This is a genomic window from Pseudomonas sp. HP_01, assembly GCF_055284355.1.
In genome coordinates this window covers 242,168-257,456 of record NZ_JBTOPV010000012.1, presented here as the reverse complement: position 1 = coordinate 257,456, position 15,289 = coordinate 242,168, and the positions used below count along the sequence as shown (strand labels likewise).

Annotated in this window: 15 protein-coding genes; 9 read left to right on the top strand and 6 right to left on the bottom strand. The window is 59.3% G+C overall.

The annotated features are described in order from the left end of the window. Window positions 1–17 precede the first annotated feature (17 nt). The 3 genes from ACYAR8_RS09845 to rpoS all read left to right on the top strand — a co-directional run bounded on the left by ACYAR8_RS09845 (window position 18) and on the right by rpoS (window position 2,831). A complete protein-coding gene (locus ACYAR8_RS09845; RefSeq protein WP_172610991.1) occupies window positions 18–653 on the top strand; it encodes a protein-L-isoaspartate(D-aspartate) O-methyltransferase in 636 nt (211 codons plus the stop codon). A gap of 176 nt (window positions 654–829) precedes the next feature. After that, entirely contained in the window at window positions 830–1,723 is an 894-nt protein-coding gene (locus ACYAR8_RS09840) for a peptidoglycan DD-metalloendopeptidase family protein (protein WP_463579752.1), read from the top strand. 103 nt (window positions 1,724–1,826) lie between these two features. Then, on the top strand, window positions 1,827–2,831 hold the full coding sequence (gene rpoS / locus ACYAR8_RS09835; RefSeq protein WP_065989798.1) for an RNA polymerase sigma factor RpoS: 1,005 nt from the start codon (window positions 1,827–1,829) through the stop codon (window positions 2,829–2,831). Window positions 2,832–3,390: 559 nt separating this feature from the next. Here the strand turns inward: rpoS and fdxA are convergent. Together fdxA and mutS are read right to left on the bottom strand one after the other, a co-directional pair. Next, window positions 3,391–3,714, bottom strand: coding sequence for a ferredoxin FdxA (fdxA, locus tag ACYAR8_RS09830; RefSeq protein WP_065989796.1), 324 nt, complete (start codon window positions 3,712–3,714; stop codon window positions 3,391–3,393). 239 nt (window positions 3,715–3,953) lie between these two features. Beyond that, window positions 3,954–6,521: a DNA mismatch repair protein MutS gene (gene mutS / locus ACYAR8_RS09825; RefSeq protein ID WP_463579779.1), complete on the bottom strand. Its 2,568-nt coding sequence runs from the start codon at window positions 6,519–6,521 to the stop codon at window positions 3,954–3,956. 495 nt (window positions 6,522–7,016) lie between these two features. Between mutS and ACYAR8_RS09820 the strand changes: the two genes are divergently transcribed. The 3 genes from ACYAR8_RS09820 (at window position 7,017) to recX (ending at window position 9,143) form a co-directional block, all read left to right on the top strand. Then, window positions 7,017–7,517: a CinA family protein gene (locus ACYAR8_RS09820; RefSeq protein WP_463579751.1), complete on the top strand. Its 501-nt coding sequence runs from the start codon at window positions 7,017–7,019 to the stop codon at window positions 7,515–7,517. An 85-nt stretch (window positions 7,518–7,602) separates the two neighbouring features. Further along, a complete protein-coding gene (gene recA, locus ACYAR8_RS09815) occupies window positions 7,603–8,667 on the top strand; it encodes a recombinase RecA (RefSeq protein ID WP_065989790.1) in 1,065 nt (354 codons plus the stop codon). A gap of 8 nt (window positions 8,668–8,675) precedes the next feature. Further along, window positions 8,676–9,143, top strand: coding sequence for a recombination regulator RecX (gene recX / locus ACYAR8_RS09810; protein ID WP_074891258.1), 468 nt, complete (start codon window positions 8,676–8,678; stop codon window positions 9,141–9,143). A gap of 47 nt (window positions 9,144–9,190) precedes the next feature. Here the strand turns inward: recX and ACYAR8_RS09805 are convergent, their stop codons facing one another. Together ACYAR8_RS09805 and ACYAR8_RS09800 are read right to left on the bottom strand one after the other, a co-directional pair. Then, entirely contained in the window at window positions 9,191–10,297 is a 1,107-nt protein-coding gene (locus ACYAR8_RS09805; protein ID WP_463579750.1) for an LOG family protein, read from the bottom strand. A gap of 382 nt (window positions 10,298–10,679) precedes the next feature. Next, complete coding sequence (locus ACYAR8_RS09800; RefSeq protein WP_065989783.1) at window positions 10,680–11,105, bottom strand: quorum-sensing-regulated virulence factor family protein; 426 nt, start codon at window positions 11,103–11,105, stop codon at window positions 10,680–10,682. Window positions 11,106–11,327: 222 nt separating this feature from the next. On the opposite strand from ACYAR8_RS09800, the gene ACYAR8_RS09795 reads away from it, so the two are divergent. Further along, on the top strand, window positions 11,328–12,059 hold the full coding sequence (locus ACYAR8_RS09795) for a tRNA-uridine aminocarboxypropyltransferase (protein WP_108120940.1): 732 nt from the start codon (window positions 11,328–11,330) through the stop codon (window positions 12,057–12,059). A gap of 60 nt (window positions 12,060–12,119) precedes the next feature. Here the strand turns inward: ACYAR8_RS09795 and ACYAR8_RS09790 are convergent, their stop codons facing one another. Then, window positions 12,120–13,004 (bottom strand): DMT family transporter, encoded by an 885-nt coding sequence (locus ACYAR8_RS09790; protein ID WP_463579749.1) that lies wholly within the window; start codon window positions 13,002–13,004, stop codon window positions 12,120–12,122. A 175-nt stretch (window positions 13,005–13,179) separates the two neighbouring features. Here ACYAR8_RS09790 and erdR point away from each other — a divergent pair, with 175 nt between their 5' ends. Beyond that, complete coding sequence (gene erdR / locus ACYAR8_RS09785) at window positions 13,180–13,827, top strand: response regulator transcription factor ErdR (protein WP_065989781.1); 648 nt, start codon at window positions 13,180–13,182, stop codon at window positions 13,825–13,827. Between the two features lie 105 nt (window positions 13,828–13,932). After that, window positions 13,933–14,301: a diacylglycerol kinase gene (locus tag ACYAR8_RS09780; protein ID WP_065989780.1), complete on the top strand. Its 369-nt coding sequence runs from the start codon at window positions 13,933–13,935 to the stop codon at window positions 14,299–14,301. Window positions 14,302–14,330: 29 nt separating this feature from the next. Here the strand turns inward: ACYAR8_RS09780 and ACYAR8_RS09775 are convergent, their stop codons facing one another. Next, a complete protein-coding gene (locus tag ACYAR8_RS09775; RefSeq protein ID WP_065989779.1) occupies window positions 14,331–15,257 on the bottom strand; it encodes a LysR family transcriptional regulator in 927 nt (308 codons plus the stop codon). Window positions 15,258–15,289 lie beyond the last annotated feature (32 nt).

Below are 15,289 nucleotides of genomic sequence, written 5' to 3'. Positions count from 1 at the left end.
TAAGACGTGGCGTGGGGATGACTTCCCAGCGTACCCGCGAGCGTCTGATTCAACGGTTGTGCGAAGAAGGCATCGCCAACACCCAGGTGCTGGACGTCATTCGCAAGACCCCCCGTCACCTGTTCGTCGACGAAGCTCTGGCGCACCGCGCCTACGAAGACACCGCGCTGCCGATCGGCAACAACCAGACGATTTCCCAGCCTTACATGGTGGCGCGCATGAGCGAGCTGCTGCTGGCGGCGGGTCCGCTGGACAAGGTGCTGGAGATCGGCACCGGCTCGGGTTATCAGACCGCGGTGCTGGCGCAGCTGGTGGAGCGGGTTTTCTCCGTCGAGCGCATCAAGGTGCTGCAGGACCGCGCCAAGGAACGCCTCGTCGAGTTGAACCTGCGCAACATGGTGTTTCGTTGGGGCGATGGCTGGGAAGGCTGGCCAGCGCTCGCGCCCTACAACGGCATTATCGTCACCGCAGTGGCCACCGATGTACCCCAGGCGTTGCTGGACCAACTCGCCCCCGGCGGGCGTCTGGTGATTCCGGTGGGTTCGGGTGAAGTGCAGCAACTGATGCTGATCATCCGCGAGGAAAACGGCTTCTCCCGACATGTGCTGGGCGCCGTTCGTTTCGTCCCGCTGCTCAACGGACCGCTGGCATAAGCGCTATTTTGCGGCGGCAATGAATTCCACAAGACGCAGCCGGTCTACAGGCTGGCGTTTTGCAACGCTGCTTCGGTCAACTGTCGCAGCGCCGTTTCACACCATATTTTCATGGCTGCCTGGTTTTTACGACCCAGGGCAGTTTCTTCTTCAGTCACCGGTAAAGGGAGTGGCGGGTGAGTCTCACAGTCATTCGGCAGCGTAGTTCTTCAACAAGTTTTCGGCGTCTGGTGATTGGAGTTGCCCTGAGTATCCTTCTGGTCGGCTGCTCCAGCACGCCATCAGGGGGCGTGCGCGTTGTCGACCGCAACGGCAAATCGACGGTGCCGACGCGTCAGCCGGTCACCACCGGTCAGTACGTCGTGAAGCGCGGTGACACGCTGTTTTCCATTGCATTCCGTTACGGCTGGGACTGGAAAGCGCTGGCCGCACGCAACAATATTCCAGAGCCCTTCACCATTCATGTGGGTCAGACGATCCGTTTCGACGGGCGCGCCAGCTCGCCGTCCACGGCAGTGGCTTCTGGCTCCTCCAGCGTTCCGCAGACCACGACGAGCAGTTCGTCATCGCCTTCCGGGTCGCTGAAAACCACCGTCATTTCAAGGCCGGTAGGCGCTGTGGCTGCGACGACGCCGCCGCCGACAAGCAACTCGACGACCACGCCGGTCAACACAACAGTGGTCACTGGTGCACGCTCCCCGAGCGGCTGGACTTGGCCGACAAGCGGTGTTTTGATCAGCAAGTTCTCTTCAAACGGTAGTTTGAATAAAGGAATTGATATCGCTGGTGATTTGGGACAGCCTGTTTTGGCCGCGTCTGATGGGACCGTGGTATACGCCGGGAGTGGACTAAGGGGCTACGGCGAGTTGGTCATCATCAAACACAGCGATACCTACGTCAGCGCATACGGACATAACCGTCGGCTCTTGGTTCGGGAGGGGCAACAGGTCAAGGCAGGGCAAAGTATTGCCGAGATGGGCTCAACGGGAACTGACCGGGTGAAACTGCATTTCGAGATTCGCCGCCAGGGTAAACCGGTAGATCCACTGGAATTCTTGCCACGTCGCTGATCGGTTGTCAGCCTGTTCCTGCGTAGAGGGGACAGGCTCAAGTGCTGCCACGGAAGAAGGCGTCACTGGAGCTTGAGGTCGAACTCACCAAAGGACTATAACAATGGCTCTCAGCAAAGAAGTGCCGGAGTTTGACATAGACGACGAGGTCCTCCTGATGGAGCCCGTAATCGTCCTGGATTCTGCAACGGATGAGAAGCCAGCTACACCTTCTGTTCGTGCAAAACCCAAAAACTCTGCAGCACTCAAACAGCATAAATACATTGATTACACGCGGGCACTGGATGCTACGCAGCTGTACCTCAATGAAATCGGCTTTTCCCCCCTGCTCTCCCCGGAAGAAGAAGTCCACTTTGCGCGACTGTCGCAGAGCGGCGATCCGGCTGGGCGCAAACGCATGATTGAAAGCAATCTGCGGCTGGTCGTGAAAATCGCCAGACGCTACGTCAATCGTGGTCTGTCATTGCTGGACCTGATCGAGGAGGGCAATCTGGGCCTGATTCGAGCGGTCGAAAAATTCGATCCGGAGCGCGGATTCCGGTTCTCAACCTACGCCACCTGGTGGATTCGTCAGACCATCGAACGCGCGATCATGAATCAGACGCGCACGATTCGTCTGCCGATCCATGTCGTCAAAGAGCTCAACGTCTACCTGCGCGCCGCGCGGGAGCTGACGCAAAAGCTGGATCACGAACCCTCTCCCGAAGAAATCGCCAACCTGCTCGAAAAGCCGGTCGGTGAGGTCAAGCGCATGCTGGGCCTCAACGAGCGTGTGTCGTCGGTGGATGTGTCCCTGGGCCCGGATTCAGACAAGACGCTGCTCGACACGCTGACGGATGATCGTCCTACCGATCCATGCGAGCTGCTTCAGGACGATGATCTGTCCCAGAGCATCGATCAATGGCTCTCCGAGCTGACCGACAAACAGCGTGAAGTTGTTGTTCGTCGTTTCGGCCTGCGCGGCCATGAGAGCAGCACCCTTGAAGATGTCGGTCTGGAAATCGGCCTGACCCGTGAGCGTGTTCGGCAGATTCAAGTGGAAGGGCTGAAGCGCCTTCGCGAGATTCTCGAGAAGAATGGTTTATCCAGCGAGTCACTCTTTCAATAAGTCGCAGAGGTTTGGCGTTAGTGACATCAAGCAATATGAGAGCCCCGACACGTCGGGGCTTTTTTATGTCGTTTGAATGTACTTTTGATGGATGTCCCATGACAGCTTCTTGATAGGGAAATGATCATTTTCACAATCAGGTAAGTGATGCTTACTCAGGCTGTAAGCCGTTTCTTACACGTTATGTGAGTTATCGTCTCTTCTTTGGCGGATGATGTCCCCGTCAGTTGAAAGTCGATGGTTATCCCATTGATTTAATTATTAATTTAAAACCAGCGCTGACCCGCGCCTGAATTTTCCTGAAAACTCTCGGCCCTTGCCCTGACCGTTTAAATCACTAATATCAGTCCTGTACCGACGGATTGGTACAGGCGGTCAAGGAAGACTGCTCATGGACATCGCAGGATGCGATTCATCAGGATGATGAACAAGGATTGAAGGGATTATGGAGAAAATGTGGGCGGGTCATACCGCCCCTTTTTTCGTCTGCAGAAAAGTGAGGCTGTGGCAGAGCCCCATGAAAAAAGGCCCCGAAGGGCCTTTTTTTATCAGCAAGCGCTTAGCGCTCCAGATCGGCGATCTTGCCGGTCTTGCCGTCCCACTGCGCCGCATCCGGCAGCGCATCTTTGCGTTCCGTGATGTTGGGCCAGACGTCAGCCAGCTCTGCGTTCAGCTGAATGAAATTCTCCATGCCGGCCGGAATCTCGTCTTCCGAGAAGATCGCATTCGCAGGGCACTCAGGCTCGCACAGGGCGCAGTCGATGCACTCGTCCGGGTGAATCACCAGGAAGTTCGGGCCTTCGTAAAAGCAGTCCACCGGACAGACTTCTACGCAGTCGGTGTACTTGCACTTGATGCAGTTGTCGGTGACGACGAAGGTCATTTCTAATTCTCTCCTCAGGCGGCGGCAGCAAGGCCGTTCAGTCCGGCTTGCCAAGTACGGGACGTCCCCCGGCCGTAAAACTCAGCTTCTCGAGCAACGCGGCAGGAAATGTGTCCTGCGCGGCGATGTCCGACCTTGGTTCGCTGCGTTCAAACGCGGCCAGGTGCGCTGTAAAGCCAGGCTAAAAGCTCACAGCGTCCCGAACCGCGCGGGATTCTAACAGCTTGTTACGAATCACGTTAGATGCGCGTCTTCATCGAATACAACAACTCAAGCGCCTGACGCGGCGTCAGGTCGTCGATCTTCAGGTTCGACAACTCGTCCAGCACAGGGTGCGGCAGGCTTGCAAACATGTCGCTCTGCATCGGCAACGGGGGTTTGCCCGGCTTGGCCCTGGGTTGCTCGTGGGGCAGGCTGGTGGTCTCCAGACGCAACAGATGCTCCTTGGCCCGGGTAATGACGCGCCCCGGTACGCCGGCCAGTTGCGCCACGGCCAGACCATAGCTCTGGCTCGCCGGGCCCGGCAGCACGCGGTGCAGGAAGACTATGCGCTCGTTGTGCTCGGTGGCATTCAGATGCACGTTAGCCACCAGCGGCTCGCTCTCCGGCAACACGGTCAGCTCGAAGTAATGCGTCGCGAACAGCGTGTATGCACGCAGCTGCGCGAGGCATTCCGCCGCAGCCCACGCAAGGGAAAGCCCGTCGAAGGTGCTGGTGCCGCGTCCGACTTCATCCATCAGCACCAAGCTTTTGTCGGTAGCGTTGTGCAGAATGTTCGCCGTCTCACTCATCTCCACCATGAAGGTCGAGCGTCCGCCGGCCAGGTCATCGCTTGAACCGATACGCGTGAAGATACGGTCCACCAGCGAAAGCTCGCAGCTCGCTGCCGGCACGAAACTGCCGATATGCGCCAGCAGCACGATCAAAGCGGTCTGGCGCATGTAGGTGGATTTACCGCCCATGTTAGGACCGGTGATCACCAGCATGCGCGTGTTGTCGTTCAGGTCCAGGTCGTTGGCCACGAACGGCGACGACAGAACCTGCTCCACCACGGGATGACGACCTTGCTCGATGCGCATGCACGGCTCATCGGTGAAACGCGGACGGTTGAGGTCCAGATTCAGCGCGCGCTCGGCCAGGTTGCTCAGGACATCCAGCTCGGCCAGCGCGGCGGCGGTGTCCTGCAGCGGTGCGAGGTGACCGATCAGGTCTTCCAGCAGCGTCTCATAGAGCATCTTTTCCCGAGCCAGCGCGCGGCTCTTGGCCGACAACGCCTTGTCTTCGAATTCCTTGAGCTCAGGGGTGATAAAACGCTCGGCGCCCTTGAGCGTCTGGCGACGGATGTAGTCAGCCGGCGCCTGTTCCGCCTGCTTGCTCGGCAGCTCGATGAAATAGCCGTGCACGCGGTTGTAGCCGACCTTGAGGTTGGCCAGCCCGGTGCGCGCCTTCTCCCGTGTTTCCAGATCAATCAGGAACTGCCCGGCGTTCTCGCTCAGCGACAGCAACTCATCGAGCTCGGCGTCGTAACCGGTCTTCAGCACGCCGCCGTCGCGAATCACGGCAGGTGGATTGTCGATGATCGCCCGTTGCAGCAGGTCGGCAAGCTCCGGGTAGGTGCTCGCGGTTTTCGCCAATTGCTGAATGTGCGGCGCTTCAAGCTCCGCCAGCGCCAATTGCAGTTCGGGCAACGCACTCAGGGCATCACGCAGCCGCGCCAGGTCACGGGGACGGGCATTGCGCAGGCCGATACGCGCTAGAATGCGCTCGATGTCGCCGATCTCTTTCAGTTGCGGCTGCAGGTTCTCGAAGCGATAGCGTTCAAGGAAGCAGCCGATCGACTCTTGCCGGGCCTGAAGGATCTGCAGATCGCGCAACGGCCGGTTCAGCCACCGGGTCAGCAGGCGCGTCGCCATGGCGGTCTGGCAGCGATCCATCACCGACTGCAGCGTGTTGTCGCGGCCGCCCGCCAGGTTAGTGTCGAGTTCCAGATTGCGGCGGCTGGCGCCGTCCAGAATCACCGTGTCGTCCAGGCGCTCATGGCGCAGGCTGCGCAAGTGAGGCAAAGCCGTGCGCTGGGTTTCCTTGGCGTAACCCAGCAGGCAGCCCGCCGCGCCGATCGCCAGGGTCAGGTTCTCGCAGCCGAAGCCTTTCAGGTCCTGAGTGGAAAACTGCTGGCACAAACTTTTGTGCGCCGAATCGCGCTCGAAGTCCCACGGCGCACGACGACGGGCACCGCGGCGTTTTTCTGCCGGCAGGCCCTGTGGCCAGTCATCGGGAATCAGCAGCTCCACCGGATTGATCCGCTCAAGTTCGGCCAGCAGGTTTTCCCAGCCTTTGATTTCCAGCACGGTGAAATTGCCGCTGGTGATGTCCAGCACGGCGAGCCCGAACAGGCGTTCGTCACCCAGTACGGCGGCGATCAGGTTATCCCGACGCTCGTCCAGCAACGCTTCGTCGCTGACGGTGCCCGGCGTGATGATGCGCACCACCTGACGATCAACCGGGCCTTTGCTGGTCGCCGGATCGCCGATCTGTTCGCAGATGACCACTGACTCGCCCAGCTTCACCAGCTTGGCCAGATAGCCTTCCGCTGCGTGGTAGGGAATGCCGCACATGGGAATGCTTTGCCCTGCCGACTGGCCCCGGGCTGTCAACGTGATGTCGAGCAGCTTGGCCGCCTTCTTGGCGTCTTCGTAGAAAATCTCGTAGAAGTCACCCATGCGATAGAACATCAACTGGTCGGGATGCTGATTTTTCAGCCGCCAGTATTGCTGCATCATCGGGGTGTGCGAGGAGAGGTCGGAAATTGCTTTATTCATCAGTTATTTAGGCAAATTCTGTAGGAGATTGAGGCAAGTTTCGGGCGACGACGTGGATTCCACCTACGTGGGTCGACGCCATATCCGATTGCTTTTGCGATGGCGGCAAGGTTACCACGCACGTTCGCGGGCCGCAGGTCCGGCTGATTCGTCACGGCGCGTTTCCGAACCGACACGAGACGCTTCGAGCTGGCTAGGATGTCGAGCACCGCCCGATTGGAGGCGGCATTATCGACAAGGATTGCGCCATGCAACGCAAGCGAGGACGAGATTCAACCAACGGCCGTTTCATCCCTCTTGAGGAGGCCAAGCGACGTCCACGGGAAACCATCGTGGAAACCGTCAAGAAACCCTGCCCCGAAAAACCGGAGGGCAGATAAGTGTCGTGCAGGCATGATCCGGATTCGGATCGAGTCCTGTATTGCACATCAACCCGGCTGGTGTAGCGTGTCTGCTTTGCCTCGACCGATACGGAGAACCCCTTTGGACGACATCACTCACCTGGCAGCAACCCTGGGTCAGCATCTGTTGGCAGCAGGCGCGCAGGTCAGCACCGCCGAATCCTGCACCGGAGGTGGCATCGCTGAAGCCATCACCCGAATCCCCGGGAGTTCCGCCTGGTTCGAGGCCGGGTATGTCACCTACTCCAACCGGCAGAAGACCCGTCAACTGGCGGTGCCGGAAGCGTTGTTCGGCCAGGTCGGCGCTGTCAGCCGCGAAGTGGTTGAAGCCATGGCCAGGGGCGCGCAGGCCAACAGCGGCGCGCAGTTTTCGGTCGCGGTCAGCGGCGTGGCCGGGCCGGATGGGGGCTCGCTGGAGAAACCCGTGGGTACGGTGTGGGTCTGCTGGGGTGTGGCGGAACGATTGATCGCCGAGCGGTTTCTATTTGCAGGTGACCGCGATGCGGTCCGCCGACAAACGGTGATCGCCGCGCTAGAGGGGCTTGTCCGGCTCTCTCGCGGAGAAATACCAAATCAGGGGTAGGCGCGCGTCGGACCCTGTGGAATAATACTGGCTACTTATACAGTTATATCGGCCGTCAAGGCCTAACCTATTACGAGAGGATTCAATGGACGACAACAAGAAGAAAGCCTTGGCTGCGGCCTTGGGTCAGATCGAGCGTCAATTCGGCAAAGGTGCCGTAATGCGCATGGGTGACCATGACCGCCAGGCTATTCCTGCTATCTCCACCGGCTCGCTGGGTCTCGATATCGCACTCGGTATCGGTGGCCTGCCAAAAGGCCGGATCGTTGAAATCTACGGCCCGGAATCTTCGGGTAAAACCACACTTACTCTGTCCGTCATCGCAGAAGCCCAGAAAATGGGCGCCACCTGCGCATTCGTCGACGCCGAGCACGCGCTCGATCCAGAGTACGCCGGCAAGCTGGGCGTCAACGTCGATGACCTGCTGGTCTCCCAGCCAGACACCGGCGAACAGGCCCTCGAAATCACCGACATGCTGGTGCGTTCGAACGCGATCGACGTCATCGTGGTCGACTCCGTTGCCGCTCTGGTGCCAAAGGCTGAAATCGAAGGCGAAATGGGCGACATGCACGTCGGCCTGCAAGCCCGACTGATGTCCCAGGCACTGCGCAAGATCACCGGTAACATCAAGACGGCCAACTGCCTGGTTATCTTCATCAACCAGATCCGTATGAAGATTGGCGTGATGTTCGGCAGCCCGGAAACCACCACCGGTGGTAACGCTCTGAAGTTCTACGCATCGGTCCGTCTGGACATCCGTCGCACGGGCGCGGTCAAGGAAGGCGACGAAGTTGTCGGTAGTGAAACCCGCGTCAAAGTCGTCAAGAACAAAGTGGCTCCGCCGTTCCGTCAGGCTGAGTTCCAGATTCTCTACGGCAAGGGCATCTACCGTAACGGCGAGATCATCGACCTCGGCGTGCTGCACGGTCTGCTGGAGAAATCCGGTGCCTGGTACAGCTACCAGGGCAGCAAGATCGGTCAGGGTAAAGCCAACTCCGCGAAGTTCCTGGCGGACAATCCGGAAATCGGTACCACCCTCGAAAGGCAGATTCGCGAGAAGCTGCTGACGGCAGCGCCTGATGTTAAGGCCCAGTCGTCCCGCGTAGCGGCAGACGATGTGGCTGAAGTCGAAGCTGACGCGGACATCTGATCCCCGCCATGCCGGCTGTGCTTGATACCCCCGTCGCTGTCAGGCGGACTGCAATGGACCTGCTCGCGCGACGCGAGCACGGTCGTGTCGAGCTGACGCGCAAACTGCGTCAGCGCGGCGCCCCTCCCGAATTGATTGATGCAGCGCTCGACCGTCTGACGGAAGAGGGTCTGCTGTCTGAATCCCGATACCTCGAAAGCTTTGTTTCCTACCGTGCGCGTTCTGGCCACGGCCCTTTGCGTATCCGCGAAGAGCTGGGGCAACGCGGCTTGCTGCGGGCGGACATCGAACAGGCGCTGCGCGAGTGCGGCGTGGACTGGTGGGAAAAGCTGGAAGCGCTGTGGCAGCGCAAGTTCAGTGGTCAGCTGCCCAGGGATGCCCGCGAACGTGGGCAGCAGATGCGCTTTCTGAGTTATCGCGGATACCCACCAGAGCTTATCGGCCGTTTGCTGAGTGGCAAGGGCAACGACGACTAGTGCTGGTCTGAGTGAAGGCGCGCAGACGCGCCCTCACGCATTCATCATCACATCGATTTCACAGACTCAGTCTGCTGAGAATGTGCAGGTTTCGCCCAGTTCTCCTCCAGGTTTATGCAGTCCACCAGTTCGCGCAAGCGGCCATGGTTGCGGCCGGTGAACGTGAACGCCAGACGCGTGAGATGGCTGAACTGCGCTTCGTCATATTCGTACTGATGGCCGTATTGCTGGAACTCGCCACTTAACCGCAGATCGGCGAACCGGTCCTGCATGGCGTCCAGCGCCTCTTCGCTCAATGCATGGTGCATGCGAATGACGAAGGTGTTCTTCAACCAGCGGCTGGAGTGGAAGTTGCTGTAGAAGCGGTTAATCTCGGCGACAGCCTCGTCGGCGCTGTACACCAGCTTCATCAGGTTCATGTCCGTGGGCAGAATGTATTTATTCGCCTCCAGTTCGTCCTTGATGAAACTGAGTGCGCCTTCCCAGAACGTACCGCCCGGTGCATCCAGCAGCACAATCGGAACCAGAGGGCTTTTGCCGGTCTGGATCAGCGTCAGCACTTCCAGCGCTTCATCGAGGGTGCCAAATCCACCCGGGCAGAGCACCAGCGCGTCAGCCTCTTTGACGAAAAACAGCTTGCGCGTGAAGAAGAAGTGGAACGGCAGCAGATTGCCGGTGCCATCCACGGTCGCATTGGCGTGCTGCTCGAACGGCAGGGTGATGTTGAAGCCCAGGCTGTGATCCAGACCCGCGCCTTCGTGTGCCGCGGCCATGATCCCGCCACCGGCGCCGGTGATGACCATCAGGTCGGAGGCTGCCAGTTGCTTGCCCAGTTCACGGGCCAGCGCATAAACAGGATGTTCAAGGGGCGTACGTGCGGAGCCGAACACCGTGACCTTGCGACGGCCTTTGAATCGTTCGAGCACCCGAAAGGCATTCTCCAGCTCGCGCAACGCTTGCAGGGTGATTTTGGCATTCCAGCGATTCAGGTCGTCCTGGGCCATGCGCAGGACGGTCAGGGTCATGTCGCGGTAGAGCGGAAGATTGGGGCTGTCCGGTGCGACCGAACCGAGGAGTTCTTCGACCTTGCGGGTGAGGTCGTTTCCGTTGCTCTGAAAGTGCTGAGACAACGCGTCACTGGGTACGTACGGCATTCACGCTTTCTCCTTCTACAGAATCATTGATCGGCGCCAGAGGGCGGGATCGCGACGCTTCATGCGTCGGCGTGCGCAGCGAATCCCAAAGACAGAGAGACATCACATCTGCGCGGCGCCCGATTCTGGACTAATCCATGATTGGAAAGAGAAAACATTGATGGCAACCCGCGCGACTGGCAACCCCTTTCAGGGGAACAAAGTGTGATGAGGCGTAACGGGCACGGTGAAACGACACGCAGGTTTCCTGATCCGCGATCAAAAGGGTGCGAAAAATGCTGAGTGATCAGGGACTGGAATGGCGCATGTAGCAGGGGAAGGGGGAGGGCAAGGCTGCGCGTTGAAGGGATCTCGAAACGCGCAGCCCGTAAAGCTCGTTACATCACTTCTTGTGGGCAGGAGGTTTGGCAGCGCAGTCCGCCGCTTTGATTTCCTGAGTCGTGATGAGCTTGTTGGTTTTGTATTCGGTGAACTGGTAACGCAGGATCGCGCCCTTGGCCATCAGCTGGCGATAACCGGCGTTGCGGCACACGCTGCCGCCCAGTTGACCGCGGACGTCGTCAGGATTTTCGCGCATCTGAGCCGCCTGGCCAGACTGCACGCTCAGGTGGTTGATCAGCATCTTGCCTTCAACGGTATAGCCTTCGTCGAGGATGTCTTCGTTGATGGCCCGCGGCGTGCCGACACTGCTTTCCTTCGCAACTTTATCAAGCATCTGGCTCAGTTCGTAATCCTGCTTGGACGCCGCGTTGGCGCACAGTGGAGCGACGAGCAAAAGCGTGAGAGTGGGGGCGATGAGGCGCAGCATTGAATTCTCCTGGTGCATGGACGGGTGGTGCAGAGGCAGGCCGTTGGACCGGCGACATCCCAAGGCGTTCACTGCGAGGGTGAGTGCTCTCAAGGCCGGGCAGTATAGGGGAGGAGCCTCGGCGGACACCAGAGAGCACGGCGCGTCGGCCTGTGTCTGATAGAATGCCGCGACTTTTCGACCTGCCGGATACCCCTCTTGTCACTGCCTTCTTACCCGTCAATGACCCAGACTGTTTTTCACAAGAATGCTGTCGCATGTCTGAGAGATGAGCGTGAGGAGGAGAGCACCAAGCCTTACCTGGCTCGCGGATCACGTGCTCCAAGGTGCCACTACTGCCGAGTGATCGAAAGTCACTGCCTTTGCAGATGGCGTCCCAAGGTTGAGGCGCGATCAGGGGTTTGCCTCATCATGACCAAAAAAGAGGTATTCAAACCCAGCAACACGGGCTGGCTGATTGCAGACGTCATTCAGGATAACCATGCGTTTGTGTGGTCACGGACAGAGGTCGACGAAAAGCTGATTGCACTGCTCAATGATCCACAGTGGCAGCCCTATCTGGTTTTTCCGGGTGAATACGTAGCGGCCGAGCGCGTCACTAACACCGTGACGATCAACCCGGACAAGAGACCCCTGTTTGTGCTGATTGACGCGACATGGACTGAAGCGAGGAAGATCTTCCGCAAAAGCGCTTACTTTGACGCCATCCCCATTTTGAGCCTCATCCCCGAAAAGCTTTCACGGTACAAGCTGAGACGTTCCACCCGCAGCGAACATCTCTGTACTGCCGAAGTGGCCGCACTGTGCTTCGATCTGGCCGGCGACACTGAAGCAGGCTCCGCTTTGAGCTGCTACTTCGATGTGTTCAGTCAGCACTATCTAGGTGCTAAAAATCAGTTGCCCCTGGATTTGCTGAGCGACGCCCATCAAGAGTTGAAGGGTTACCTCGAGTAGTCATCAGTCACGCCGTCGCCCGCGAGCCCCATCAAGGCGGCTCGCCATAGAAGCTTATCCTCAGGCGAGGGTTTTCTTCGGCCACAGCTGCGCCAGCAGCATCCCGGCCAGCATCAGTCCGCAACCGATATAGCCGCGCAGTTGCAACGCCTCCCCAAGGATCCAGGCGCCAGCGATGGCGGCGAACACGGCCTCGAGGGAGAGGATGATCGCCGCATGGGAGGCAATTGCGTGCTTCTGCGCCACCACTTGCAGCGTGTAGCCGACGCCGACCGCGACGATGCCGCCGTAGAGCAGGGCAGGGCCCGCAGCAATGATCGCGTCGAGGGCAATCGGTTCGAAGAGGACTGCCAGCAACAGACTCACTACCGAACAGGTGGCGAACTGTAAAAAGGCCAGACGGATCGGGTCGTGACGGCTGGCAAACAAACTGACCAACACCACGTGTCCGCCCCACACGAACGCCCCGATCAACTGCAGCCAATCCCCCGAGGCGACGTGAAAGTTATCGCCAATACTGAGCAGGCACATGCCGACCACCGCCAGCAGGCAGCCCAGCCAGGTGCCCAACCCGGTTTTATGACCGAGCAGCAAGCCCAGCAGCGGAACTACAATCACGTACAGACCGGTGATGAAGCCGGAGTTGGTCACGCTGGTAAACAGCAGGCCGACCTGTTGCAGATTGATGCCCAATGCCAGCGCCAGGCCCATGATGATGCCGGCGCGTAGCATGCCGCGATTGAGCAAGGGCTCCGGCACGCTCGCCGTTTTGGCGTTGCGCAGAATCAGCGGCATCAGGCAGAGGGAGCCCAGCGCGAAACGCAGACCCGAGAACAGATAGGGGCCGATGTGATCCATCCCGGCGGTCTGGGCGACAAAGCCGGTGCCCCAGATCAATGCGGTCAGGAGCATGAGCAGGTCGGCTCGCAGGGCATGGTTTGGCATGATGGCACTCGTCAGATCGGGGGCGCAGACTTTGCCGCAAAGCGTCAGGCTTGACCACCCCGGCTTCGCTGGGCATTCTTGGCGCCGCTCACGTACGGTCCCTGTGTCAAGATGTCGCGGGTAGCCTCATTGGGTGTTGAATTCGTCGGCGCTGAGTCACTTAAAGGATCATGAAATGCCATACGAAATCCTGATTGCCGACGACCATCCCCTGTTTCGCAGCGCATTGCATCAGGCGCTTAGCCTGGGGCTCGGGCCGGATGCAAGGCTGGTAGAGGCCGAGAGCATCGCTGACCTGGAAGCGCGACTGACCGAGAAGTCCGATTGGGATCTGGTCCTGCTGGACCTGAACATGCCCGGCGCTTATGGTTTTTCCGGGCTGGTGCTGTTGCGGGGTCAGTACCCGCAAGTACCGGTGGTCATGGTCTCCGCTCAGGAAGAGGCCGCGGTGGTGGTCAAATCCCGTGAATTCGGCGCGAGCGGTTTCATCCCGAAATCCAGTTCACTTGAAACCATTCAGAAGGCCGTGCGAACCGTGCTGGATGGCGATGTCTGGTGGCCTCCCCAGGTCAACGAAAGCATCAGCGTGTCCCCTGAAGCCAAGGCCGCCAGCGAAGGCCTTGCCAGCCTGACGCCCCAACAGTTCCGCGTGTTGACGATGGTCTGCGAGGGGTTGCTGAACAAGCAGATCGCCTACGAGCTGAGCGTCTCGGAAGCAACGATCAAGGCCCATGTCACGGCGATCTTTCGCAAGCTCAATGTGCGCACCCGAACCCAGGCGGCGTTGCTGCTGCAACAATTGGAATCCATTCCGCAGAGCTGATTCCCGCGAATCAGGCTAAACCCCGGGCTTTACGCGACCGACCTTCACACTTTTTTGACCGTCGCCGCACTAGCCTCCACCGCTTTCATTCATCAGTAGTTTCCTATGACGTCCCCATTCAAAGGCCAGACCGGCCTCAAACGTATTCTTAACGCGTCGGGCTATTCCTTCGACGGCCTGACCGCAGCATTCAAAGGCGAAGCGGCGTTCCGTCAACTGGTGTTGCTCAACGTCGTCTTGATCCCGCTGTCGTTCGTGTTTCACGTCAGCCGCGGCGAGCGCGCGATCCTGATCGCGGTGTGCCTGTTGGCGCTGATCGTCGAACTGCTGAACTCGGCCATCGAAGCCGCCATTGACCGGATTTCCCTCGACCGCCACCCGCTCTCGAAGAACGCCAAAGACATGGGCAGCGCCGCGCAATTCGTAGCGCTGAGCATGATCGCCGTGGTCTGGGGCCTGATCCTGCTGGGTTGACAATCGCCCTCAGTCAGCCGGGTGGCGCGTCAGGCAATGCTCGGCAGGACAATCTCGTCACTGCGGTTAACACCGGCGGTGAAGGAACGACAGAGGTCGAGGAATTCGCGGATAGCCGACGTCTGGTATTTCTGTTTGTGCCAGATGAAATAGAACTGCCGCACCAGATCCAGCTCCGGCGTTTCAACCGCCACGAGGCTGCCCCGGCGAAAGGCGTCACGCAGGGCCAGACGCGAGATGCAGCCGATCCCCAGCCCTGACTCCACAGCGCGTTTGATCGCCTCGGTGTGTTCCAGCTCCAGCCTCACGTTCAGGCTGTTCAAGTGATGACGCATGGCCTGATCGAAGGTCAAGCGCGTCCCCGAACCCTGTTCCCGCAGAATCCACGCCTCCCGCGTCAGTTCTTCCAGCGACGCCCGGCCCTTTTTGGCCAGCGGATGCTGAGGGGCGCAAAACACCACCAGCTCATCCTCGACCCAGGTTTGCACTTCGATGTCAGGGTGGCTGCAGTCGCCTTCGATCAGGCCCAGATCAATCTCGTAGTGGGCGACCTGCTGAACGATGTTCGCCGTGTTCTGCACGTGCAGCTTCACCTGACTTTCAGGGTGGCGCTGCATGAAGCTGCCGATCAGCAGCGTGGCGAGGTAGTTGCCAATGGTGAGCGTCGCGCCAACCGCCAGTGAACCGAAACCGGACTTACCGTTGAGCAGGTCTTCGATCTCTTTGGCCTGATCGAGCAGCGCAACGGCCTGAGGCAACAGCTGCCGGCCGGTCGCGTTGAGGCTCAGTCGTTTACCGGCGCGGTCGAACAGCTGGCAGCTGGACTGGCGTTCCAGTTCAGTGATGGACGTGCTGGCCGCCGATTGCGACAAGGACAGCAGCACCGCTGCGCGGGAAACGCTTTCCTGCTGGGCGACGGCCACGAAAACCTGGAGCTGACGGAGAGTAAATCGCATATCTATATAACCGATAACCTATATCTTGATAA

Bases quoted from the DNA above. Each gene is read 5' to 3' on its own strand.
- fdxA (WP_065989796.1), bottom strand. From the start codon at position 3,714: ATGACCTTCGTCGTCACCGACAACTGCATCAAGTGCAAGTACACCGAC.
- ACYAR8_RS09845 (WP_172610991.1), top strand. From the start codon at position 18: ATGACTTCCCAGCGTACCCGCGAGCGTCTGATTCAACGGTTGTGCGAA.
- ACYAR8_RS09775 (WP_065989779.1), bottom strand. From the start codon at position 15,257: ATGCGATTTACTCTCCGTCAGCTCCAGGTTTTCGTGGCCGTCGCCCAG.
- erdR (WP_065989781.1), top strand. From the start codon at position 13,180: ATGCCATACGAAATCCTGATTGCCGACGACCATCCCCTGTTTCGCAGC.
- ACYAR8_RS09805 (WP_463579750.1), bottom strand. From the start codon at position 10,297: ATGCCGTACGTACCCAGTGACGCGTTGTCTCAGCACTTTCAGAGCAAC.
- recA (WP_065989790.1), top strand. From the start codon at position 7,603: ATGGACGACAACAAGAAGAAAGCCTTGGCTGCGGCCTTGGGTCAGATC.
- ACYAR8_RS09800 (WP_065989783.1), bottom strand. From the start codon at position 11,105: ATGCTGCGCCTCATCGCCCCCACTCTCACGCTTTTGCTCGTCGCTCCA.
- rpoS (WP_065989798.1), top strand. From the start codon at position 1,827: ATGGCTCTCAGCAAAGAAGTGCCGGAGTTTGACATAGACGACGAGGTC.
- ACYAR8_RS09790 (WP_463579749.1), bottom strand. From the start codon at position 13,004: ATGCCAAACCATGCCCTGCGAGCCGACCTGCTCATGCTCCTGACCGCA.
- ACYAR8_RS09780 (WP_065989780.1), top strand. From the start codon at position 13,933: ATGACGTCCCCATTCAAAGGCCAGACCGGCCTCAAACGTATTCTTAAC.
- recX (WP_074891258.1), top strand. From the start codon at position 8,676: ATGCCGGCTGTGCTTGATACCCCCGTCGCTGTCAGGCGGACTGCAATG.
- ACYAR8_RS09795 (WP_108120940.1), top strand. From the start codon at position 11,328: ATGACCCAGACTGTTTTTCACAAGAATGCTGTCGCATGTCTGAGAGAT.